We start from the raw sequence: 23,051 nt of genomic DNA, 5'->3' as shown, positions 1-23,051 counted from the left end.
TAATGGAATTATAAGAATAATTTCTCAACCTGTTTGATAGCTTTTGGCATGCAACAAACCACGACCTTATCTGCTTCCCTTATTTGAAAATCTCCCAATGCAATAATACCTTCACCATCTCTTACAATCCCACCAATAATTGCCGATCTAGGAAAATCTATATTCTTTATAAGTTTGTTGCATATTTTGGAGGTTGGTTTTACATTGAATTCCAAGAGCTCCGCATTCATATTATTAAGCTTGGTCATGGCAACCACCTCCCCTTTTCTAATATATCTAAAAATGGTGTTAGCCGCCAATAATTTTTTATTGATCAAGGTATCAATTCCAATGGAATGGGATAGCTCAAAATAATCCATATTTTCCACCAAGGCAATAGTTTTTGATACTCCCTTGGACTTGGCTACTAAACAAGACATAATGTTAGTTTCAGAATTTCCAGTAACTGCAATAAAAGCATCCATATCTGTCAAACTTTCTTCTTCCAACAAATCAAAATTTCTACCATCACCATTAATGACCAATACTTTTGGTAATTGATCTGCCAGGTCAAAAGCTTTATCCTTGTCCTTTTCAATTAATTTGACATTGGGATATGACAAACCAAGATCTCTGGCTGTTTTAAAACCAATTTTACTTCCACCTAAAATCATAATATTCCTGATTTCGGTATTGGTTTTTCCCGTCAACCTACACAATTCATCAGCTCCCGTTTCAGCAGTGATAAAAACCACATTATCATTCTCTTTGAATTCGGTATCCCCTCTTGGAATAATTGTAAATTGTGTACCCGTACGTTGTATAGCAATTGGAACAAAATGTATTTCAGAAAATGCTTCTGCCGCTTGCTTAACTGTTTTACCTATAAAGGTGGTGTTTTTTGACAATGTGAGTGCTACCATGGTTAGGGCACCATCATCAAAAGAGTATGTATCGCTAAATGCCGTTTGATTTAGCAACAATTCAATCTCTGCCGCAGCAAGGGATTCTGGAGAAATCAATTCATCAATACCCAAGGCATCAAAACCAATTTCATCTTTATACTTCAAAAATTCAGTATTGGAAATTCTTGCAATAGTTCTACCCGCCCCCAATTGTTTCGCCAATACACACAAAGCCAAATTAGTTGCCTCTGAGGAAGTTACAGCAATTAGCAAATCGGCATCATTAACTCGGGCGTCTTTTAATATAGAAATAGAGGTTGCATCTCCTTTAATCACTTTGATATCCAAGTGGTTCTCGGCATATATCAAACTCTCTTTGTTGGTATCAATAAGAGTGATTTCCTGTGATTCGTAAGACAATAATTTTGCTAAATGAAATCCAACTTCACCAGCTCCAGCAATAATTATTTTCATGTAGTAGCCATTAGTTACACTAAGGCAAATATACTGTAAAATAGATTGATTGATAAAATTACGGTTATATATAATTATTGGGCAACAAACTATAAATGCCCTCATAAAAGATTATATTTGGCAAAATTTTTCATTGTGAGTAAAGTGACCCCATATAAAGACAGCGAACTTGGTAAAAAGGAGCAGGTTACAAAAATGTTTGATAATATCTCAAAGGAGTATGATGGCTTGAATCGTGTTATCTCATTTGGTATAGATGTATCATGGAGAAAAAAAGTGGTAGCCTTGGTAGATAAAACGCAACCTCACTCCATTTTGGATATTGCCACAGGAACCGGAGATTTAGCCATCCAATTGGCCTCCTCCACTCAAGCCAAAGACATTGTCGGATTGGATATTAGTGAGGGCATGTTGGAAGTAGGAAGAAAAAAGGTGACTCAAAAGCAACTTGACAATAAAATTAAATTGGTTCTAGGTGATTCTGAAAATTTACCTTTTGAAGATGACACCTTTGATGCCATAACTGTAGCTTTTGGCGTGAGAAATTTTGAGAATTTGGAAAAGGGACTTGCCGAAATATATCGTGTACTGAAACCAGGAGGCATTTTTGTTATTTTAGAAACATCAGTTCCCACAAAAACACCATTTAAACAAGGGTATAAACTTTACACCAATAACATCATGCCACTGATAGGAAAAGTATTTTCCAAAGATCGTAGTGCCTATCGCTATTTGAGTGATTCAGCTTCGGTTTTTCCTTATGGCGAGGTTTTAAACAATATTTTACGTAAAATTGGGTTTATAGATGTGAACGATTTGCCACAGACTATGGGAGTGGCTACCATTTATACGTCATCGAAATAAATTTTATGAGAAACTTCTTTTTTCTACTAGTATTCATAGGTTGCTATCAATTTGCTTCAGCACAATTATTCAGCAAGGAAAAAGTTCTGAATGATGAAAATTTTGACAAGAAATTTTTAAGCTATGGTTACTTCATAGGTTTTAATAGTTATGACTTTAACTTTGACTACAGGGAAGACAAAAAAGATATTTTAGTTAAAAAAAGCACAGGATTCAATGTGGGATTGGTTGGTAACATGCGTATTAACGACTACATGGATTTACGACTAGAGCCTGGACTTTATATGACGACTAGAACTCTTCAATATGACGAAAGTTATTTTCAAGGTTTTGAAGATTTCAGACCATCTGATTTAGAGCGGGAGATAAAATCCACCTACATTCACGTACCTTTGTTAATAAAGTTCTCTACCAAAAGACTTAATAATTTCAAACCGTTTGTGGTGGGCGGGGTATCCACAGCACTAAACCTTTCTAGTAACGAGAAGAACCCTGACGACAATTACAACGGTAAGTTCCGAAGCAAAAAAAGCATGTATTTTTATGAATTAGGTTTTGGAATCGATTTCTACCTATACTACTTTAAATTCACCCCATCCATAAGAGGCGTTTTCGCCATCAATGATGAAGTTGTTAGAGACAATGACCCGAACAGCCCGTGGACTGGAAACATTGAAACAATGAAAACCAGAGGGGTTTTTATCAATTTTACGTTTCAATAGTTAATTGCATTTGCACCGAAAGACAAATGACTAGCAGTTACGCAAATCTTTTTGACAGAGCTAAAGCAGCGTTTATAGATACAATAATCATTGTAGCTTACATATATGCAATTTCAGAACTATTAAATTTATTTGAGAACGTACCTGATTATATAAGAATGTCTTTTCTGGCGCTTGTTATCCTATATGAACCTTTATTTGTAAGCTTTTATGGAGCCACCATGGGTCATGGCTTCACAAAATTAATTGTTCAGGATATTGAAACTCAAAAAAAGATCAACTTTCCAAAAGCCCTTATCAGATTTGCCTTAAAAGTTCTACTAGGATGGCTGTCCTTCGTTATTGCCATGGGAAATGATAAAAGACAAACCATTCATGATTTAGCAGTGAATTCTGTTGTAGTTGTTGAATAAAAATTAGCTTTTCCTTTTAAACTCACTTAAAAGAATGGCTGTAGCTGTGGCCACATTAAGGCTTTCGGTTTCCTGTAATTTACCAAATCTAGGAATGGATATTCTATCGGTTACAAATTTTTCAACCTCCTTGGAAATACCATTAGCTTCATTACCCATAATTACAAGCCCCTGACTGGGTAACGCTTTTGAATAAACATTTTCACCATCCATAAAAGCTCCAAATATTGGATAGTCAAAATCAGATAGTAAATGAGGTAAATCCAAATAATGGATATTTACCCTTATAATAGAACCCATGGTGGCTTGAATCACCTTTGGATTAAAACAGTCCACTGTACCGGTTGAGCAAACCAAATGCTCTATTCCAAACCAATCACACAACCTGATAATCGTTCCCAAATTCCCGGGATCACGAACTTCATCTACCGCCACAATTAATTGTGATTTATCCAGAGGTAATACTTTAGGGATTTCAAATAAAGCCAACGCCTTGTTGGGCGTAGTTAAATAACTAATTTTCTTTAATTCGTGGTCTGTAATCAATGTCTCCTTTTGAGAGTCCAATTGAAAACTTTCTGTTGTAAATAAATGATAAAGCTTTATTTGGGAAGCCAGCAACTCTTCAATTGTTTTGATTCCTTCAGCCACAAATAACCCATGCTGATTCCTATATTTTTTTTGTTTTAAACTGGCTACTAACTTTATTTGATTTTTGGATAACATTCAACCAATAATTAAATATGTAATCTTAGGAAATAATGTATTTTTGAGTTTGAACGGGAATTTAATACCTCAACTCTATTCTTTACAGACTAATTTATTTGTATTTGAAACTTAATTCTTCAAAAATAGCATTAATTCTTTTAATTGCGGGTCTATTATTTTCCTGTAATTCTGTAAAGAGAGTTCCCGAAGGTGAACATCTACTTACCAAAAACACCATTTTTGTTAACGAAAAAAAGGAAACTTCCGAAAGAATCAATAGCCTGTTATATCAGAAAAAAAACAGAAGCGCTTTAGGCCTACCCATTAGGCTATACATTTACAATTTAGCCCGACCAAATATTGATTCTATTTTAAATTCTCGTTTGTACGCTAATCCAGGGCGAAGGGAATTTTGGGAAAGTGTTCTTTCTAAAAAGCAACATCAAAACTACCTTCAATTTAGACATGGTTTCAACGAATGGTTGAAAACTACGGGGCAAGCTCCCATTTTGGTGAATGATGATAAAACAGTTAAATCTGAAAACCAATTAATGGCTTATTATTTTAATAATGGCTGGTTTGATGTTGAAGTTTCCAGCGAAACTAAAAAACAAGAAGACAAAAAAGCTTCGGTAGAATATTATGTAAATACCAAAGAGCCCTATATCATCGACTCCATTTCAAGTAAAATTCAATCCCCTGTAGTAGATTCCCTGTTTCAAATGCAATTGAACAAATCTTACATAAAAAAAGGTAGACGTTACAGAACTGCTTATTTTGAAGAAGAGAAACGTCGAATAACCGAACAAATGAGAAACTCTGGTATTTATCATTTTGGTGAAGACTATGTGTTTTTTGAGATGGATACCGTTAACACTAATAAAAATGTTAATGTAGAAGTACAGATATCAAACAGACAGGTAAGGAAACAGGACTCTGTTTATAGAATTCCGTTTCAATCATATAAAATTAAGGAAGTAAATATTTACACCGACTTTCAGTTTGAACATCAAAATAATCAACCAAAAGATTCAGCAACCTACAACGGAATAAACCTCTACAGTTATGAAAAAATGAGGTTTAGGCCAAGAGCCTTAACCAATGCTATTTTTATTACTCCAGGTATGGTTTATCGTGATAAAGACCGCTCTAATACCTATCGTCATTTAACAGAGCTGCGTACTTTCAAGTATCCAAACATCGAATACATTGAGAATCCAGACACAACGATAACTACTAATATTTACCTTACTCCAAAGAAAAAATTCGGACTTAACTTAAGCGCCGAAGTGTCTCAAAGTAACATTCAAACCATTGGACTTTCCTTTAGTCCCGGGTTGGTTATGAGAAATGTCTTTGGTGGTGCAGAAACCTTAGAATTTAGCGCATTTGGGTCTATTGGATCTTCCAAGGATGCTGCAAATGATGAGGATCGCTTTTTTGATATTACGGAAGTTGGGGCCAATTTAAATTTAACCATCCCTAGATTGTTTTTTCCAATCAATACTGAAAAGCTGATACCAAAATCTATGTTTCCCAGCACCCGATTCAGTATTGCTAGTTCTAGCCAAACAAACATAGGATTAGACAAACAAACTTTTACCAGTGCGTTAAGTTATAAATGGTTTCCAAGGAACATAGTAACCAACCTTTTTGACTTATACAATGTACAATACGTTAGAAATTTAAACCCAGACAATTATTTTGGGGTTTATACCAACTCCTATGAAAGCCTGAATGACGTTTCCAATAATCTAAATTACAATAATGGTGAAGACCTTGAATATCCCAATCAAACAGATGCCTTTATAAATGATGTCTTAAGCGGAAACACTTCACTTACACCTAATGATAATGATTACCAAACAGTTTCTGCCATTAATGAAAGAAAAATAAGACTAACAGAAAACAACCTGATATTTTCCACCAGTTTTAATTACGTAAAAAACACCAAGGAAACATTATATGATGAAACGTTCACCATCTTTAGATACAAATTGGAACTGGCAGGAAATACATTTTCATTAATTTCCAGATTGGCCGATTTAAAGAAAAATTCCAATGGGCGCTATGAAATATTCAATGTCCCCTATTCACAATATGCCAAAGTAGAGTTGGATTTTATAAAACACTGGGAAATTGGAAGAAGAAAGGTTTTTGCAATTAGAACATTTGCTGGAATTGCAGTTCCCTACGGAAACTCTAATAGCATACCTTTTTCCAAAAGTTTTTATGCAGGAGGAACCAATGACAACAGAGCTTGGACTGCCTATAGCTTGGGCCCAGGAAGTTTGGATTCCAATGAAGAATTTAATGAAGCCAATTTAAAACTCGCTTTTAGTGCAGAATATCGATTTAATGTATATGAAGGAATCAATGCCGCCCTATTTGTAGATGCGGGTAATATTTGGAATGCTCTAGACAATGTAGAAGATGATCGAGCTACTTTTGATGGATTAAAATCGCTAAAAGACGTAGCTGTTGGTTCTGGTTTTGGAATCAGATATGATTTTGGGTTTGTTGTTGCCAGATTTGATATTGGATTCAAAACGTATGATCCATCTTTATCAACTAATAACAGATGGTTTAAAGATTACAACTTTCAAAATGCGGTTTATAATATTGGTATAAATTATCCTTTCTAACCGCTTTAAATTTCTTATTTTTGTAACTCGAAATTCAAAAAAACAACCTATGTCACATCATATTAAAGCAGGAGTTGCTACAGGAAAAGAAGTTCAAGAAATCTTCAAATTAGCAAAAGAAAAAGGCTTTGCCCTACCTGCTGTAAATGTTATCGGTTCAAATTCTATTAATGGGGTGCTAGAAACAGCAAAAGCTTTGAATGCACCTGTAATTATTCAATTCTCTAATGGCGGTGCAGTATTTAATGCCGGAAAATCGTTAAATAACGAATATCAAAGAGCAGCTATTGCTGGTGCTGTGGCTGGTGCCAAGCACGTACATGATTTATCAGTGGCATATGGGGTACCTGTTATATTGCATACTGACCACTGTGCCAAGAAATTATTGCCGTGGATTGATGGTATGCTAGATGCCAGTGAAGAGCATTTCGCCAAAACTGGAAAGCCTTTATTTAGTTCTCATATGATCGACTTAAGTGAAGAACCAATTGAAGAGAACATAGAAATATGCAAAACCTATTTGGCTAGAATGAGCAAAATGGGAATGACTTTAGAAATTGAACTTGGAATAACTGGTGGTGAAGAAGATGGTGTTGACAATTCTGATGTTGATGATTCTAAATTATATACACAACCAGAAGAAGTGGCTTACGCTTATGAAGAGCTAAGCAAGGTAAGTGATCAATTTACTATTGCAGCGGCATTTGGAAACGTTCACGGCGTATATAAGCCTGGAAATGTGAAATTGACTCCAAAGATTTTAAGAAATTCACAGGAATATATCACTGAAAAGTATGGTGTTGGTCAAAATCACATTGATTTTGTATTCCACGGAGGATCTGGTTCTACAGTAGAAGAAATTAGAGAAGCCATTGGATACGGAGTTATTAAAATGAATATTGACACGGATATGCAATATGCTTTTATGAGTGGTATTAGAGATTATATGACTGAACATGCCGAATACTTAAAAACTCAAATTGGAAATCCTGATGGTGATGATTCACCAAATAAAAAGTACTACGACCCTAGAGTTTGGTTACGCAAAGGAGAAGAAACCTTCGTTACTCGTTTGAAGAAGGCCTTTGAAGATCTTAATAACGTAAATACCTTATAGTTAAGGTTCAAAAAACAACTTCACAAGACAAACTCTTGTGAAGTTGTTTTTTTTATAACTACATTTATTTCCCGTTGACTTAAAATTATAGCAAACATGTCTTGGTTTAAAAGAAAAGAAAAAGGAATACAGACTTCTACAGAAGAGAAAAAAGATACCCCTAAGGGCCTTTGGTACAAATCTCCCACCGGAAAAATTGTTGACACCAAAGAACTTGAACAAAATTTTTATGTAAGCCCTGAAGATGGTTATCACGTAAGAATAGGAAGTAAAGAATATTTTGAGATACTTTTTGACGACAATAAATTCAAGGAATTGGATCCTAATTTAGAGTCAAAAGATCCTTTGAAGTTTGAGGATACCAAAAAATACCCTGACCGCTTAAAAGCAGCCATGGAGAAAACCAAACTTAAAGATGCGGTAAGATGTGCCGTTGGGAAATCTAAAGGAAACGATTTGGTTGTAGCCTGTATGGATTTCAGTTTCATTGGTGGATCTATGGGAAGTGTGGTAGGTGAAAAAATTGCCAGAGCAGCTGATTATGCCCTAAAGAAAAAGACTCCTTTCATGATTATCTCAAAATCTGGAGGTGCTAGAATGATGGAAGCCGCTTTATCATTAATGCAATTGGCTAAAACTTCCGCAAAATTGGCTCTTTTGGCTGAAGCCAAAATACCATATATCTCCTTATGTACAGATCCAACCACGGGAGGAACCACAGCTTCATTTGCCATGTTAGGAGACATTAACATTAGTGAGCCCGGAGCTCTGATTGGTTTTGCTGGTCCACGTGTGGTGAGAGATACCACCGGAAAGGAATTGCCTGAAGGATTTCAAACGGCAGAGTTTTTAATGGAACATGGGTTTCTTGATTTCATCACCCATCGAAAAGATTTAAAAAACAGGGTAAATCTCTACTTAGATTTAATTCAGAATAACCCAATCAGGGAATAAGATAAAGCGAGTCAAATGACTCGCTTTTTTATTTTACCAAAATCGCCTCATTCTTTTGTGCTTCCAACATATTTTAGAGATGGTTTTCATTAATTTCACAATAATACACAGGATTGCATTCATTACTTCATAAAACTGTGACTATTCACTAAATTGCGCCGAAATAATACAATTTACTTTTATGAAACAATACTACGCGAAAAAGACTTGGCTATTTTTTCAATTCTTTTTTCTTACATTTTTAATTGGGCATGCCCAGTCCAATCAATACCTCCATTTTGATGGAGAAGATGATTTTACATCCTTGCCAAACGCTTCACAATTTGTTTCCGGATCAAACACCATATCGATGGCTGGATGGTTCTATTCAGACAACCCATCCTATGGAGAGGGAATGATGAGTATTAGAGGTGGAGGAACTGGAAATGGTGAAATGTATCTCATTCAATTAGGTGACGGAACTATGGAATGTAGATTGGTGACAACTACAGGTTTACATGAAGTTGTGGCTCCAGCCGGAACCATTCAAGCTCAACAATGGCAACATATTGCCTGGATTTTCAATGAAACTACAGTTGAGTTATTTGTTGATGGAGTTTCAATTGGCAGCAGTACTGCTTCCGGAATTTTTGGTTCAAATGACAGACCATTTTCAATTGGAAAATGTATCCTTTCAGGTTTTAATTTCATATTTCAAGGAAGAGCTGATGAAGTATCTCTATGGAGTAAAGCCTTAACTCAAGCAGAAATTCAGGATATGATGGCCAACGAACTGGAAGGCAACGAGGCCAATCTAGAGGTTTACTACAAATTTAATCAAGGAACCCCCGGAGGAAACAATACAAGCATCACCCAACTTTTGGATTTTAGTGGTGATGCATCAAAGCATTCTGAGCTGAACAATTTTGCTTTAGAAGGTGAAACTTCAAATTTTAACGGAACATTGGAAGGTAATTTCCAAGCCATTAATTTTCCTCAAATTTCTCCTAAGCTAATTACAGATGAACCATTTCAATTGGAAGCAACAGTAAATTCGGACTTACCCATTAGTTTCGAAATTATTTCTGGACCAGCTACTATTGAAGGTGATTTATTGACATTAACTGGTGAAACCGGTGATATAACAGTAAAGGCGAGTCAATCAGGAGACGAAAATTACGATCCTGCAGCTGATGTTTTTGTAACCTTTCCCGTTTTAGATCCAAATGCTATTCTTGTGGAGACTGAAGGTTTACATCCATTAGCAGGAACTGCTTATGCCTCAAGTTTAATACCTATTCAAATTGCTTTTAGAGCTGGAATATCATATCCAGAGTTATTTTCAATCGAGTCCGTTTCTGCCGCTGTTGACGGCGACAATGTAGAATTAACAAGCTTTGGAAATGGTTATTACAGCGGTTGGTGGACGCCTACATCCTTCGGAAACCACGAACTCGTCATTTCTTCTACCAATAATTTTGGTGCTAATGGGGACGAAACAATTAGTTTCAATTTAGTAGAAAACGGTGTTGATCAAACAGTCAATGCAACAGAAGATGTTTGGGTCAATGGTGACATCCCAACGGTAACAGTAGAATCTGATTTACCAAGTTATATTGGTGCATTCGATGAAATTTCTGCTACTCTATTTATTGATTGTCCAGATGGAGGTTGTGATCCTTGGGACCGCGTTTCGTCTATTGATGTTATGGGTAAAAATGGAGAATGGTATGAGATCATCAGATATTTGACGCCTTATGGTGTGAGTTGCCAGCATGAAATTGATCTAACAGATTTTATGTCTCTACTAAGCGGTAGAACAAAATTCAGAGTGAATTTAGGCACACAAGGAAACGGTTTCCTATACACCCTTCAGTTAGATTACACTGCAGGCACTTCTGAGCACCCATACGGTCATGTAGAAAAACTTTGGAATGACACCTACCAATTTGGAGACCTGGCAGATTTACAACCAACAGAGGATTTAAATAAGCCTTTTCCTGAAAATACTGAAACCGCCAAAATTAAACTACTTTCAACCGGTCATGGTTGGGGCGAAAACAATACGGATAATGCAGCCGAATTTAATCCTAACACGCACCATATTTGGGTTAATGACGCCGAGACATTTACGCAATTCAATTGGGTAGATTGCAACCCCAACCCAGATAATTGTAGTCCCCAAAGTGGAACGTGGTTCTATAATAGAGCAGGTTGGTGCCCAGGAAGTATTGCACAATATTTTGACTATGATATGACTCCGTTTACTACAAACAGTAGTGTAGATTTGGATTATGTTTTTGATGAATCTTATGTAGATTATTGCCATCCAAACAATCCAGAATGTGTCACTAATGTTACTTGCGCTGATTGTAATGACGGGTTTAACCCACACCTTATTGTTAATTCCTATTTGATTTCTTTTGGAGATTCACCTCTTGAAAACGCGTTAAGCATTGATGAAAATGTTATGGCATCCAATAACATTCTTCTTTACCCCAATCCTTCTGGCGGAATATTCTTCGTGGAATTTCAAAATGAAAATCAGGTAGACTCAATAGAAATCATGGATATGATGGGGCGTACTATTCTTGAAACTCCTGTGATAACTGGAGAAAAAATCAAGAAATTCGACATGTCAGGATCTTCGGGCATTTATCTTGTTAATCTGAAAAATGGTTCCAACATTGTGACCACTAAAAGAGTTATCATAGAATAATTATTTAAAAAAAAAGCGAGTCAATTGACTCGCTTTTTTTTAATAATCAAGCACCACATCAATGACTGTTCCATCGGTCAGGGTAAAAGTGGCTAAATTGTCACAATCTCCTTCCCCAAAATCAAATACACCAGATAAAACAGGTCTTTGGACATCCATAGAGCCACTCACAAAATGACTACATGTTGCCTCCCTTCTTAATGGGTTTAACACTTCATAGCTATAAACATTCCCATTAACAAATGTGGAGGTCCAATAGCCTGAAATCAAATAAACATTATCTGCATTATCCGTGTTCCCGTAACCTTCAATCCATTCCCTTATTTTCTCCCCTTCTCGATGAATTTGTTGCCCATTTGGCCAAATAACGGTTAGGTTTAAACTATGTGTTGATTGTGGATTTCCATTATCATTGGCTATTTCATAAAGAATGGAAGAATTTCCTTGAACCTGTTTCGTCCCCACATAAAAGTCGATCAACTCACATTGTACCAAAACTTGATCTGCATCTGGCAGACCATTCCAATTCATTACTATTTGTCCTTGTAGCACATAACCCTGAAAGGAACAACCATTAGAACCAAAATCCAAAGTCAATTCAGCACTGTTTTGCCCCACCACTAACGTAGCGGTAGCACATGCAGGCAAACTTGGCGGATTAAACATTCTTCCTTCCTGCATACTTGCGTAATTTTGAACACTGACAACAACAAGATCATTGATTAAATTTTCGGTATGGTCAACTTCCATGGAAAGTGCCAAGTTTGAATTATCTGGTTCCACATCATTTGGAATTTCGTCGCCCTCATTGCACGCTAACATGAATAGGGCCCAAACACTAATAAAAAGTAGTCGTTTCATAAAAATTTGAATTAATTCAACATAGATTCGTTTCTATTTAACGTATTATTAAGACAATAGCGTATACCGACAGTTCAAAAACGCATTATTTTCAACACAAAAAACTTGTAAATATTAAAAAAGAACTATCTTTGCAGCTTGAAAGAAAGCCTTTCAAATACATAAAAATCATTTAAATAATATTGGAATGTATTTAACCAAAGAGACAAAAGAAGAAATCTTCGCTAAACACGGTAAAGGGAAAAACGATACTGGTACGGCTGAAGGACAAATTGCATTATTCACTTACAGAATTAACCATTTAACAGAACACTTAAAAAAGAATCGTAAAGATTTCAATACTGAGCGTTCTTTGGTAAAATTGGTAGGTAAGCGTCGTTCTTTACTAGATTATTTAGCAAAGAAAGATATCATGAGATATCGTGCGATTGTAAAAGAATTAGGATTAAGAAAATAATCTTATAGAAAGAGGCTTTTATTAGCCTCTTTTTTTTTAAATGGTCTATTTTAGGCCCAACAAAAAGCTGATATAACAGTTTTTCATTGGTAACACGCAACACTTCAACAACACAACAACCAATGTTTAACAGTATTTCGCAGTAAACGAATATGCGAAAAACAATGAATTAAATTTATGATTCCACAAACTTTTAGAGAGGTAATTACTCTCGCAGATGGAAGAGAAATTTCCATCGAAACCGGAAAATTAGCCAAACAGGCTCATGGTTCGGTAGTAGTACAAATGGGTAACGCCATGTTACTTTGTACCGTTGTATCTAATTATGATGCAGCAGATGTAGACTTTTTACCGTTAACGGTAGATTACCGCGAAAAATTTGCGGCCGCAGGACGTTATCCTGGAGGATTTTTTAAGCGTGAAGCAAGACCAAGTGATGATGAAGTACTAACTATGCGTTTAGTAGACCGTTGTTTGCGTCCGTTATTCCCAAAAGATTACCATTCTGAAACCCAAGTTATGATTCAATTGATGTCTCATGACGACGAGGTTATGCCAGATGCTTTAGCAGGTTTAGCGGCTTCAGCAGCTATTCAATTAAGTGACATCCCTTTTGAAACGCCAATTTCTGAGGTACGCGTTGCTCGTGTAAATGGTGAATTGGTAATCAACCCAAGTAGAGCTCAACTGTCTGAAGCAGATATTGACATGATGGTTGGAGCATCAGCTGATTCAGTGATGATGGTTGAAGGAGAAATGGAAGAAATCTCTGAAGAGGAAATGGCAGAAGCCATCAAATTTGCCCATGAAGCGATCAAAGAACAATGTGAAGCTCAGGTAAAATTGGCAGAAGCTTTTGGTAAAAAAGAAACCAGAGAATACGAACCAGAAGTTGAGAACGAAGAGTTAGAGAAAAAAGTATACGATGCTTCTTATGACAAGTGTTTTGCTATCGCAAAAGCGGGATCTTCAAAACAAGAAAGAGGATTGGCTTTTAGTGAGGTAAAAGAAGAAGTTAAGGCGCTTTTCTCTGAAGAAGAGTTGGATGAATTCGGCGGACTAATTTCCAAGTATTTTGGGAAAGCTCAAAAAGAAGCCGTAAGAAACCTAACATTAGAAGAAGGTTTACGATTAGACGGAAGAAAAACAACTGATATCAGACCTATCTGGTGTGAAGTTGACTATTTACCTTCTACTCATGGTTCTTCAATTTTTACAAGAGGTGAAACTCAAGCTTTGGCAACTGTTACTTTAGGAACTTCTAGAGAAGCCAATGTAATTGATTTGCCAACTTTCCAAGGTGAAGAAACATTCTATCTTCACTATAACTTCCCTCCTTTTTCAACAGGTGAGGCAAGACCAATCAGAGGAACATCTCGTAGAGAGGTTGGTCACGGGAATTTGGCGCAACGTGCTCTTAAGAAAATGGTTCCAGACGACTGTCCTTATACTGTAAGAGTTGTTTCTGAAGTATTGGAAAGTAATGGTTCTTCATCTATGGCAACTGTTTGTGCCGGAACGATGGCCTTAATGGATGCTGGTATTCAATTGAAAAAACCGGTTTCTGGTATTGCTATGGGATTGATTTCTGATGGTGAAAGATATGCTGTATTAAGTGACATATTAGGTGATGAAGATCACTTAGGTGATATGGACTTTAAAGTTACCGGAACGGCCGATGGTATTACTGCTTGTCAGATGGATATTAAAATTAAAGGTTTAAGCTATGAAATATTAGTAAAAGCTTTAAAACAGGCACGTGAAGGTCGTTTGCATATATTAGGTAAATTGACTGATACCATAGCAGAGCCAAACGCTGATGTTAAAGCTCACGCACCTAAGATTATCACTACTACGATTCCTGCTGACCTTATTGGAGCCTTTATTGGACCAGGTGGTAAGAACATTCAAGAACTTCAGAAAACAACTGAGACAACGATTGTTATTACTGAAGATGAAGCAACCGAAAAAGGTATTGTTGAGATTTTAGGAACAAACCAAGAAGGAATTGACAAAGTATTGGCTAGAATTGACGCCATGACCTTTAAGCCTGAAGTTGGAAGCGTTTACGAGGTAAAAGTTATCAAAATGTTAGATTTTGGTGCTGTAGTTGAGTATATGGAAGCTCCAGGAAATGAGGTGTTGCTTCACGTAAGTGAGTTAGCTTGGGAACGTACTGAGAATCCTAGCGACGTTTTAAAATTAGGAGACGTCATCGATGTGAAATATTTCGGAATTGATCCAAGAACCAAGAAAGAAAAAGTTTCTAGAAAAGCCATCTTACCTAAACCAGAAGGTTACAAGGAAAGACCACCTAGAGATAATAATCGAGGAAGAGATAACAGAGGTTCTCGTGATAATAATCGCGGAAGAGACAACAACCGTCGCGACAACCGTCGTGATGACAGAAAACCAAGGGAAGACAGAAATAACGACAACGATTAATCTATTTTTCCTTTATAATTTAAAAGCCTTGAGACATCCTCAAGGCTTTTTTTATTCACCAACCCGACAAGATGTCACCCGACAAACCGACAATTTGAAAAATTCTTTTTTCAAAATATGCAAGCATTGACATGAAATTGTGTGTACCTGTTAAGTTTCAGCGTTAAATGTTTAAGGATTCATAATTCTTTAAATTACTCAAATCATTTGGCACTTTCGAACAGTTCTTGTGGCTAATACCGTGTTAAACAATAAAAAACAAAATGAAAGTATTAGTTATTGGAGCAGGAAATATGGGCTTGACCTATGCCGAAGGTATGTCAACCTCAACGTTATTGAGCAAACATCGTCTCAATATTTATGATACTGATCCAAAGAAAATTGAAAGTTTAAGAAAAGAAGGAAATTTTAATGTTTATGAAAGCTTGGAGGAGTGCCTTCCATCTTCAGATATCGTATTTATAGCGGTAAAACCTTACCATTGTGAAAGTTTATTTAAGGACATGAAATCCTTAGTAAATTCCCAGCAAATCTTTGTATCACTTATGGCAGGTGTTACATTACAAACCATTCAAAATCATTTAAACGTTCCAAAAATAGTAAGGGCAATGCCTAATTTACCTGCAAAAGTAGGTAAAGGAGTGACTTCTTACACTGAAACAGAAAATGTAAGTAAAGTGGAATTAATTGCGGTAAGAAACTTGTTAGATACCACAGGATCTTCCATTCATGTTGACAATGAAACCTTTATAGATGCTTCTACCGGTATTTCAGGAAGTGGTCCAGCATATGTTTTCTATTTCATGCAATCCATGCTAGAAGCAGCCCATAAAATGGGGTTTTCAGATTATGACTCTAGGGTTCTGGTGAGCAACACCTTTGAAGGAGCCATTGAGCTTTTCAATCAATCGGACATTTCACCTAAATCTTGGATAGATAAAGTAGCCTCAAAAGGAGGTACCACTCAAGCAGCGATAGACTCTATGGAAGATAACAATGTTAAAGAGTTGATTCAAGAAGCCGCATATGCTGCATTCAATAGAGCAACCGAACTCGGTAAAACAAAATAAGAATGGAAGATAGTATTAAAAGAGTCGTAGTTAAAGTAGGGACCAATGTTCTCACCAATAAAGACAATAGAATTTTAGGCCCTGTTCTTAGAGAACTTGTTAGGCAGATAGCCGTTTTATATGAACGTGATATTATGGTTGTATTGGTTTCATCTGGTTCTGCAATCGCAGGAATGGAAATATTAGGAGACACCAAGATAACCGATAAAGCAATTCGAAGACAAGTTTACTCTTCTGTTGGTCAACCAAGAATGATGAGACATTATTACAGTATTTTTCATGATTACGGTATGCGATGCGCACAAGTTTTGGCCACGAAAAGAGATTTTGATCCTGGAAAGCACAGGCAAAATATGATTAATTGTTATGAAGGTTTATTATCGGAAGGTGTTATACCAATTGCCAATGAAGATGATGCAGTATCCCTTTCCATGTCTATGTTTTCAGATAATGATGAGTTAGCCAGTTTAGTTGCAGAGTTGTTAGATGCCGATAGATTGATTATCTTATCTGATATGGACGGGCTTTACACCGGCCACCCAGACGATGAAAATTCCAAAAAATTGGATGAAGTCAAAGTAGATCAAAATGTTGAAAAATACGTTAAAGAATCTGGAAAGAAAGAAGGAGAAGGACGTGGCGGTATGGCCTCCAAATTGAAAATAGCCAAAGGAACTGCCAAAAAGAACATACCTACCTATATCGCTAATGGAAAACGCGAAAATGTGATTGTAGATATTATTAATGATAAAGAAGTAGGAACAAAATTTATACACTAGAAACATGAAATTAATAAACACAGAGATAAAAAATAAAGTTCTTCAATCGATGATTAACATCTTAGATAAAGAACGAGAACAAATTATTGGAGAAAATAAAAAAGATTTAGAAGCTTTTGATAAAGACGACCAGGCGCTTTACGATAGATTGGTGGTGAACTCATCTAAAGTAGATGGTATGATCCAGGCCGTAAAAGAAGTGATGCAACAGGAGGATCCCGTTGGACAAACGATTTCTGATATCACTTTAGACAGTGGTTTACAAGTCACAAATAAGACGGCACCATTTGGAACCATTTTAATTATATACGAATCCAGGCCAGATGTCACAATAGAAGCAGCAGTTTTGGCATTTAAGGCCAATAATAAGATTCTATTGAAAGGCGGAAAAGAAGCCATAAACAGTAATTTAATTTTAGAAAAATGTTGGCATAAAGCCTTAGAGGAAAATGGCCTCACTAAAGATTGGATTAGATTACTTCATCTAAAACGAGAGGAAACCCAAGAATTTCTTAGAAATCCATCAGAGCCATTAGATTTAATAGTGCCACGTGGCGGGGAACGACTAATTAAATTTGTGAAAGACCACGCTAGTTGTGCCGTACTTGTGAGTGGACGTGGTAATAATTTTTTATATGTTGCTGAAGATGCGAATTGGGAAAAAACTGTTCAAGTGATAGTCAATGCCAAAACGGATAAAATTTCTGCTTGTAACGCTTTGGATAAGGTGTTAATAAGTAAAAACATCCCTAATTATGAGACTAAGGTTAAAGAGTTACAACAAATATTAACGAATCTCAAAGTTGATATTTTGGTAGATGACCAAGTTGGTGAAATTTTGACAAAGGCGCCTAAAATACCAAATCAAGATACCTGGAGTGAAGAATTTTTAGCTTTAAAAATTGTCTTAGCCGAAGTTGAAAATTTGGATGACGTTATTCAAAAAATCAATAAATACTCAGGCGGGCATTCAGCTGCTATTTTAACTGAAAGTAAAGAAAGGGCTGCTAAATTTATGGAGCAAGTAGATAGCGCTGCCGTTTATCATAATGCCTCTACCCGGTTTACAGATGGGGGCCAAATGGGTGTGGGTGCTGAGTTAGCCATAAGCACAGACAAATTACATCATCGAGGACCTTTGGGCCTTAAACAATTGGTCACCAACAAATACTACGTTTTTGGTGATGGACACATCAGAAAATAACTAAAATAAAAAAGCTATCTCTTGGAGATAGCTTTTTTATTCCGATTCAATGACTAGATTCATGTGAGGGAATTTATTGTGCAACTCTTAATTTACTGGACATCCTGTTTGGTTGAGTGCTTGTAAAGATTCTTTATAGTCCTCGTCTAAAATATTACCAATAGCATTATGGCAAAACGAACAGGCATTAATATTTCCATATTGGTCAATATACATGCCTTTTTTACCTCCTAAAAAACAACCTACCCTTCGTTGATAATACTCGTGATAGGTAATCACTGGATAATCTAAATAATTGTTTGAAAAATTATAAGCCTCATATAAAGACTCTAATAATTCAATATTACCAGGCGACAAGGCCGTTTGTTTGTCCTTATAGTTCCCTACAGGTTTAGACTCAATAAATTGAACATAATGGACCCCTATATTTTTAGCCAAATTCATATATCTTTTCAAATTGTTATTTGAAACAAAATCATTTCTCAAACACAGGGAAAAAGCAACTACCAAGTCATTCTTCAAGGCATTTCTAGCTCCTGTAATAGCCCAATAGTAAGCATCTTTATAATTTCGGAACGCATTATGGGAATTTTCCTCAAAATGATCTAGGCTAATAAAAATCCCTGTGAGACCAGAGCTTTTTAATTTTTTTGCCGCCTCATTAGTTAAACCAAATCCCGAAGTATTGAGCCAAAAGTTTGTTCCTTCATCGGCTTCTTTCATAAGAGACTCCATAAGGGAAATCTTTAACATAGGCTCCCCACCTGTAAAGTGAATTTGACATACTCCCAAATCCTGTAACCTTTCAATAATTATCTTAAAATCAGACTTTGTTAATTTATCTCTTTTATTCAAAAACTCTGATGCATAACAATGTTCGCACTGTAACGGACACTTATTGGTGATTGCCAATTGAACATGATTATATCGGTAGGGATTGACATCATTGCTTTTAAAATTTAGAAGTTCAGAACCGATAAATCTTTTAAATATGTTGTCATTCCATCCCGGGGTATACAAGCTCAAATAATACTTTTTATCTACGCGGATCATTTTCTTCAACCTAAATGGCCCCAAAAAAGATTTCCTCAATTGAATTAAAAAACCTAGGCTTTTAAACCAATCTAACGGGTTCTTGAAAAGAGAAAAGGCTATAAAAAACAGGGTTGTTTTCAACTTGAAATGAATCCAATTTTTTCTCCATCCCGAAATAATAGGAGATGCGAACTTTTTAACAACGCCATCTTCCCTATCATTAGTTAAAATAACATTCCTCTTCCCTATTAATGATACCTGACTATTCATGGCCTTGTACAATATCAGATTTGTAATTTAAAAACTGGAAATAGTATTCTTCTGAAAACTTAGTAAATGCTTCCTTCTCCCTAAATCTCTTCAATTCTCCAAAATCTGGAGTACCTTTATAATCTCGAATGTAATTGTAGTACCCCCTACTTTTTAAATAAAATGTCTGATTTCCACTTTTATTTTCAACATTGAAAAATACTTGAACCTCGTCACCGATGTTTTCTTGTTTTAAGTAAACTTCATCTTGAGTACCCAATAATTTCGTCACATTTTCACCATAATTAGTAATGGCTTTATTTGGCTGGATAGTTTTTGTTTTTACCGGAAGGTCTTCAGAAAAATCCATTGCCAAGTAATCCAATTCCCAAAACATAAAACCCGTTTCCAATTTCAATTCTACGGTATTATTGCTTACACCCTTCAATGGAATTGAAACCAGTAAATCCCTAGTAGCAAGAGGACCAACGGTTCCTAAATTTTCAACCAATTCCCATCCATTTAGTGTTTTTACACTTACTTCAAGTGGTATGTGCTGATCGTTAAGCCATCTTTCAATTTTATCATATGGTTCATTCTGTTGTTTCTTTTGAAACTCATTATAATAATTCCCAAATTTCTCATTGAATTTTCCATAGATATAATCTAACCAAGGTGAATTTTTGACAGTAAGTACTAACTTGCCATTGGTCACATCTGTCGGTTTTTCAAATTGAAATATCATTTCTCTTGAAGGTGAATCGGATGAACCTACCCCATCAAATTTAAAATCTTTCAAATCGCCTTTTTCCATTATTGGGTCACTAGAAACTCGTTCACCACTTTGCATAACCAACTGGGGCGTTTGTAATTGAGAAATGGTATGAGCCTTTCCTTCTTGATCTATCAAAATTTGGTCAGCTCCATCTGCCTCTAAAACCATTAGATGAACATAGTCTGTATAGTCTATTTCTTTAAGCATATTAGCTATTTTGATTTCAAAAATCCCATCCGAATTAGGCTTAAAAGCTCCCAATGGTAAATAATCATCATGTTGCATATTGGGCGTAATAGTACCAGGGTATAGTTCTCCTGTAAATGCATATCCCTGATCATTTTTCACATATACAAAAGGACAGGAACTTTTCATTGCCAAGGCTACAAGACCTGCAACAAGAAAAACCCCTCCAACAATGGAAACTCCAGTCAAAATGGATGTGACCGTAGATTTAGTTTTATCATATTCATTAAAGGATATTTTGTCCACGTTGTCAAAAGGGATAACAACTTTTGAGTTATATTCAAACGTTCGATTATCCTTTAAATAAAAATGCACCTCAATTAATGGTTTCTGTTTCTTTTTACTGTAAAGGATAGATTTTTTCTTATCTCTACTCTTTTTATACATATGTTCACTCGAAATTGACCCAATCTCTCCTGAAAAGGTTTGATTATCCTCATTAACAACCATATTTCTCAGACTCCAGAACTTTGCTCCAGAATGAATAACCACATACTTTTCAGTAGCATTTAGTCGGTTAATTTCATTTGAGACCTCCTCGCTAGAAACCATAGGAACATCCTGAACTTTAAAATAGGAGCAAGACATGGATAGATTAAGCACTGCTAATGACGTCCATATTGACATCCATTTCAAAATGTATTGGGGGATCTTAATTAAACTGCCTGTAGCTTTCATACGTTAAGTTATTTAAATTCCACATCGATCTTTTATAGTCATCAACCCGTAACAATTAAGGAAGTAATTTTATGGTTAACCTAGGGCTGTACAATTTAATAATGAGAATTCCTAACTATTTCTATAACAAGAGATGAGATAAAGTAGCTGTAGACATTACTCCAATTGATTTGAAGTAATTATTTGGGTCCTTAATTGGGCCAACTGCCCAAGTAAAAAGGTTTCAGAAATTATAATTGGTTTCTTAAATATACAACTTTAAAGCAAGTACTTTATTTTTTGTATCCACATTTATTCAGGATAGAATCTTAAAATAAGTATATACAATTCATTCTTTAGGTTTGCTTTGGCTTCTCATAATTATATATAAACAAATCTCGCTTTAATTATTCTTTCAAAATTCCGAAATCATCTGTTTGGACAATATCTGGAAGTCCAACGATAATATTGGACTATACAGAAATACTATTTTGATATTCGGAAGGTGTCATTGCAGTGAATTTTTTAAATGCAGAATAAAAGGTTGATTTTGAGTTGAAGCCACATTCCAAGCCAATTGATATAATAGTATAATTTTTAAATGCGGGGTCACCCAAGAATTCTTTTGATTGTTCAACCCTAAGAGCATTGATATAATCTGAAAAATTATTGTTACCATAAGTATTGACTAATTTTGACAAGTGACTGGAGCTTATCTCAAGATCCTGCGCTAAACCATTCATAGTTAAATTGGGATCTAAGTATTTTTGATTATCAACTATAAAGTTGTTGACCTTTTGAAACTCTTGCTCGTGTTTCTCACTTAAATCGGCCGTTACCAAGTTCATTCTTATTGAATTACCTTTTTCAGCTAAGTTTTGCCTAAGCTTCATGCGATCTTTCACTACATTAAAACGATAAAGCCCGTGATATCCAATCCAATATAATAGTACAGATGAACTTAATTTCAAAAGGCTGTAAAGCGACTTATCACCAAAAAAGATATCAAACACTTTAGCCAACATCCAAAAGAGCATAATGAGTGAACCTAGTTTTAAAAATAATTTGATCCAACTTATATCATCAAAACTCAAAATGTTTCGATATTCATCTTGCCGTTTGAAAACTAAAACACTGCTTTTGTAAAAAACAAACAAACTAAATGATAAGGTAAAAACATCTTCTATAACAGTATACTTTGCGATAAGATTTTCATCAACCAACCCATCATTATTTTTAACATAAATAATAAGGCAAACCCTAATAAGGACTTGAACCATAAAGACAATTACGGTAAATCTCATAAAGGTTTTCACATTATCCTCAACCTGCAGGAAATATCTTAAAAAAGAAAAGAAAGCAGGCAGTATAAACACATGCCATGGAACTAACATCTGTTTTAAAAAGAAAACATTATTAAAAACCCCATGATAGGTAATCCATGCCTGTAGATTATTTAAAGCAATGAAAAGAACTGTCAAGTTCAAATAAAAAACAACTTTATGCACATTGCTTTTTGACAACCAAGTAATCAAATTAAATACAAAGGCCTGTAAAACACCAGCAATAAGAAAAAAGTTAATTATTGAATTAAAATCCATTTGGAAATTGCCTAGTTAGTTATTAAAATCCAAGAATTGGAGCCTTTTTCAGTAACTTAATTTACAAAAAAGTATGTTAAATAAATCCATATTAAAATTACATTAAAAAGATAAAATATTTACCCTTCTGATTTTCAGGTAATTAAAATAACCTGTTTGTAATTCGAATACTGCAATTCTACTTTATCTCATT

General features: G+C 35.4%; 18 protein-coding genes. 12 read left to right on the top strand and 6 right to left on the bottom strand.

The window, feature by feature from the left end; translation table 11 throughout:
- Positions 1 to 8 precede the first annotated feature (8 nt).
- Entirely contained in the window at positions 9 to 1,358 is a 1,350-nt protein-coding gene (gene trkA, locus ZA07_RS09125; protein ID WP_053971387.1) for a Trk system potassium transporter TrkA, read from the bottom strand.
- A 132-nt stretch (positions 1,359 to 1,490) separates the two neighbouring features.
- Between trkA and ubiE the strand changes: the two genes are divergently transcribed.
- The 3 genes from ubiE to ZA07_RS09110 are packed head-to-tail and all read left to right on the top strand — an operon-like array spanning position 1,491 to position 3,357.
- Positions 1,491 to 2,222, top strand: a complete 732-nt coding sequence (gene ubiE, locus ZA07_RS09120; RefSeq protein ID WP_157492137.1) for a bifunctional demethylmenaquinone methyltransferase/2-methoxy-6-polyprenyl-1,4-benzoquinol methylase UbiE — start codon at positions 1,491 to 1,493, stop codon at positions 2,220 to 2,222.
- 5 nt (positions 2,223 to 2,227) lie between these two features.
- Positions 2,228 to 2,944: a porin family protein gene (locus ZA07_RS09115; RefSeq protein WP_053971386.1), complete on the top strand. Its 717-nt coding sequence runs from the start codon at positions 2,228 to 2,230 to the stop codon at positions 2,942 to 2,944.
- A 26-nt stretch (positions 2,945 to 2,970) separates the two neighbouring features.
- Complete coding sequence (locus ZA07_RS09110) at positions 2,971 to 3,357, top strand: RDD family protein (RefSeq protein WP_053971385.1); 387 nt, start codon at positions 2,971 to 2,973, stop codon at positions 3,355 to 3,357.
- 3 nt (positions 3,358 to 3,360) lie between these two features.
- Here the strand turns inward: ZA07_RS09110 and ZA07_RS09105 are convergent, their stop codons facing one another.
- Positions 3,361 to 4,083: an RNA methyltransferase gene (locus tag ZA07_RS09105; RefSeq protein ID WP_053971384.1), complete on the bottom strand. Its 723-nt coding sequence runs from the start codon at positions 4,081 to 4,083 to the stop codon at positions 3,361 to 3,363.
- A gap of 104 nt (positions 4,084 to 4,187) precedes the next feature.
- Here ZA07_RS09105 and ZA07_RS09100 point away from each other — a divergent pair, with 104 nt between their 5' ends.
- The 4 genes from ZA07_RS09100 to ZA07_RS09085 all read left to right on the top strand — a co-directional run bounded on the left by ZA07_RS09100 (position 4,188) and on the right by ZA07_RS09085 (position 11,479).
- Positions 4,188 to 6,710 (top strand): BamA/TamA family outer membrane protein, encoded by a 2,523-nt coding sequence (locus ZA07_RS09100; RefSeq protein ID WP_053971383.1) that lies wholly within the window; start codon positions 4,188 to 4,190, stop codon positions 6,708 to 6,710.
- Between the two features lie 49 nt (positions 6,711 to 6,759).
- Complete coding sequence (gene fbaA / locus ZA07_RS09095; RefSeq protein WP_053971382.1) at positions 6,760 to 7,827, top strand: class II fructose-bisphosphate aldolase; 1,068 nt, start codon at positions 6,760 to 6,762, stop codon at positions 7,825 to 7,827.
- 96 nt (positions 7,828 to 7,923) lie between these two features.
- A complete protein-coding gene (accD, locus tag ZA07_RS09090) occupies positions 7,924 to 8,781 on the top strand; it encodes an acetyl-CoA carboxylase, carboxyltransferase subunit beta (protein WP_053971381.1) in 858 nt (285 codons plus the stop codon).
- Positions 8,782 to 8,962: 181 nt separating this feature from the next.
- The gene (locus ZA07_RS09085) at positions 8,963 to 11,479 is read left to right on the top strand and encodes a LamG-like jellyroll fold domain-containing protein (protein ID WP_053971380.1); all 2,517 of its coding nucleotides are present in this window, start codon (positions 8,963 to 8,965) and stop codon (positions 11,477 to 11,479) included.
- 39 nt (positions 11,480 to 11,518) lie between these two features.
- Here the strand turns inward: ZA07_RS09085 and ZA07_RS09080 are convergent, their stop codons facing one another.
- Positions 11,519 to 12,340: a hypothetical protein gene (locus tag ZA07_RS09080; protein ID WP_157492105.1), complete on the bottom strand. Its 822-nt coding sequence runs from the start codon at positions 12,338 to 12,340 to the stop codon at positions 11,519 to 11,521.
- Between the two features lie 187 nt (positions 12,341 to 12,527).
- On the opposite strand from ZA07_RS09080, the gene rpsO reads away from it, so the two are divergent.
- From rpsO to ZA07_RS09055, 5 genes are all read left to right on the top strand, one after another.
- Positions 12,528 to 12,797: a 30S ribosomal protein S15 gene (gene rpsO, locus ZA07_RS09075; protein ID WP_053971378.1), complete on the top strand. Its 270-nt coding sequence runs from the start codon at positions 12,528 to 12,530 to the stop codon at positions 12,795 to 12,797.
- A 177-nt stretch (positions 12,798 to 12,974) separates the two neighbouring features.
- Entirely contained in the window at positions 12,975 to 15,242 is a 2,268-nt protein-coding gene (locus tag ZA07_RS09070; protein ID WP_053971377.1) for a polyribonucleotide nucleotidyltransferase, read from the top strand.
- 263 nt (positions 15,243 to 15,505) lie between these two features.
- Positions 15,506 to 16,312 (top strand): pyrroline-5-carboxylate reductase, encoded by an 807-nt coding sequence (gene proC, locus ZA07_RS09065; RefSeq protein ID WP_053971376.1) that lies wholly within the window; start codon positions 15,506 to 15,508, stop codon positions 16,310 to 16,312.
- A gap of 2 nt (positions 16,313 to 16,314) precedes the next feature.
- Positions 16,315 to 17,091, top strand: a complete 777-nt coding sequence (gene proB / locus ZA07_RS09060; protein WP_053971375.1) for a glutamate 5-kinase — start codon at positions 16,315 to 16,317, stop codon at positions 17,089 to 17,091.
- Between the two features lie 4 nt (positions 17,092 to 17,095).
- Positions 17,096 to 18,295: a glutamate-5-semialdehyde dehydrogenase gene (locus tag ZA07_RS09055; protein WP_053971374.1), complete on the top strand. Its 1,200-nt coding sequence runs from the start codon at positions 17,096 to 17,098 to the stop codon at positions 18,293 to 18,295.
- 87 nt (positions 18,296 to 18,382) lie between these two features.
- On the opposite strand, the gene ZA07_RS09050 is transcribed toward ZA07_RS09055, so the two are convergent.
- The 3 genes from ZA07_RS09050 to ZA07_RS09040 all read right to left on the bottom strand — a co-directional run bounded on the left by ZA07_RS09050 (position 18,383) and on the right by ZA07_RS09040 (position 22,858).
- Positions 18,383 to 19,600 (bottom strand): radical SAM protein, encoded by a 1,218-nt coding sequence (locus tag ZA07_RS09050; protein ID WP_053971373.1) that lies wholly within the window; start codon positions 19,598 to 19,600, stop codon positions 18,383 to 18,385.
- Positions 19,593 to 21,278 carry a hypothetical protein gene (locus ZA07_RS09045; RefSeq protein ID WP_157492104.1) on the bottom strand — a complete coding sequence of 562 codons (1,686 nt, stop codon included), beginning with the start codon at positions 21,276 to 21,278 and terminating at the stop codon, positions 19,593 to 19,595. The genes ZA07_RS09050 and ZA07_RS09045 overlap by 8 nt, the downstream gene beginning before the upstream one ends.
- A 452-nt stretch (positions 21,279 to 21,730) precedes the next feature.
- Entirely contained in the window at positions 21,731 to 22,858 is a 1,128-nt protein-coding gene (locus tag ZA07_RS09040) for a helix-turn-helix transcriptional regulator (protein ID WP_053971371.1), read from the bottom strand.
- Between the last annotated feature and the right edge of the window lie 193 nt (positions 22,859 to 23,051).

The sequence above is a fragment of the Mangrovimonas sp. ST2L15 genome (assembly GCF_001280515.1).
Taxonomy (GTDB): Bacteria; Bacteroidota; Bacteroidia; order Flavobacteriales; family Flavobacteriaceae; genus Mangrovimonas; species Mangrovimonas futianensis.
The sequence above is the reverse complement of the archived record's forward strand: the minus strand, read 5'-3'. Positions and strand labels throughout refer to the sequence as shown.

What these genes read in the sequence shown, in the direction of transcription:
- trkA (WP_053971387.1), bottom strand. Translation starts at nt 1,358, where the DNA reads ATGAAAATAATTATTGCTGGAGCTGGTGAAGTTGGATTTCATTTAGCA.
- ZA07_RS09115 (WP_053971386.1), top strand. Translation starts at nt 2,228, where the DNA reads ATGAGAAACTTCTTTTTTCTACTAGTATTCATAGGTTGCTATCAATTT.
- ZA07_RS09110 (WP_053971385.1), top strand. Translation starts at nt 2,971, where the DNA reads ATGACTAGCAGTTACGCAAATCTTTTTGACAGAGCTAAAGCAGCGTTT.
- ZA07_RS09105 (WP_053971384.1), bottom strand. Translation starts at nt 4,083, where the DNA reads ATGTTATCCAAAAATCAAATAAAGTTAGTAGCCAGTTTAAAACAAAAA.
- fbaA (WP_053971382.1), top strand. Translation starts at nt 6,760, where the DNA reads ATGTCACATCATATTAAAGCAGGAGTTGCTACAGGAAAAGAAGTTCAA.
- accD (WP_053971381.1), top strand. Translation starts at nt 7,924, where the DNA reads ATGTCTTGGTTTAAAAGAAAAGAAAAAGGAATACAGACTTCTACAGAA.
- ZA07_RS09085 (WP_053971380.1), top strand. Translation starts at nt 8,963, where the DNA reads ATGAAACAATACTACGCGAAAAAGACTTGGCTATTTTTTCAATTCTTT.
- ZA07_RS09080 (WP_157492105.1), bottom strand. Translation starts at nt 12,340, where the DNA reads ATGAAACGACTACTTTTTATTAGTGTTTGGGCCCTATTCATGTTAGCG.
- rpsO (WP_053971378.1), top strand. Translation starts at nt 12,528, where the DNA reads ATGTATTTAACCAAAGAGACAAAAGAAGAAATCTTCGCTAAACACGGT.
- ZA07_RS09070 (WP_053971377.1), top strand. Translation starts at nt 12,975, where the DNA reads ATGATTCCACAAACTTTTAGAGAGGTAATTACTCTCGCAGATGGAAGA.
- proC (WP_053971376.1), top strand. Translation starts at nt 15,506, where the DNA reads ATGAAAGTATTAGTTATTGGAGCAGGAAATATGGGCTTGACCTATGCC.
- proB (WP_053971375.1), top strand. Translation starts at nt 16,315, where the DNA reads ATGGAAGATAGTATTAAAAGAGTCGTAGTTAAAGTAGGGACCAATGTT.
- ZA07_RS09055 (WP_053971374.1), top strand. Translation starts at nt 17,096, where the DNA reads ATGAAATTAATAAACACAGAGATAAAAAATAAAGTTCTTCAATCGATG.
- ZA07_RS09050 (WP_053971373.1), bottom strand. Translation starts at nt 19,600, where the DNA reads ATGAATAGTCAGGTATCATTAATAGGGAAGAGGAATGTTATTTTAACT.
- ZA07_RS09045 (WP_157492104.1), bottom strand. Translation starts at nt 21,278, where the DNA reads ATGAAAGCTACAGGCAGTTTAATTAAGATCCCCCAATACATTTTGAAA.
- ZA07_RS09040 (WP_053971371.1), bottom strand. Translation starts at nt 22,858, where the DNA reads ATGGATTTTAATTCAATAATTAACTTTTTTCTTATTGCTGGTGTTTTA.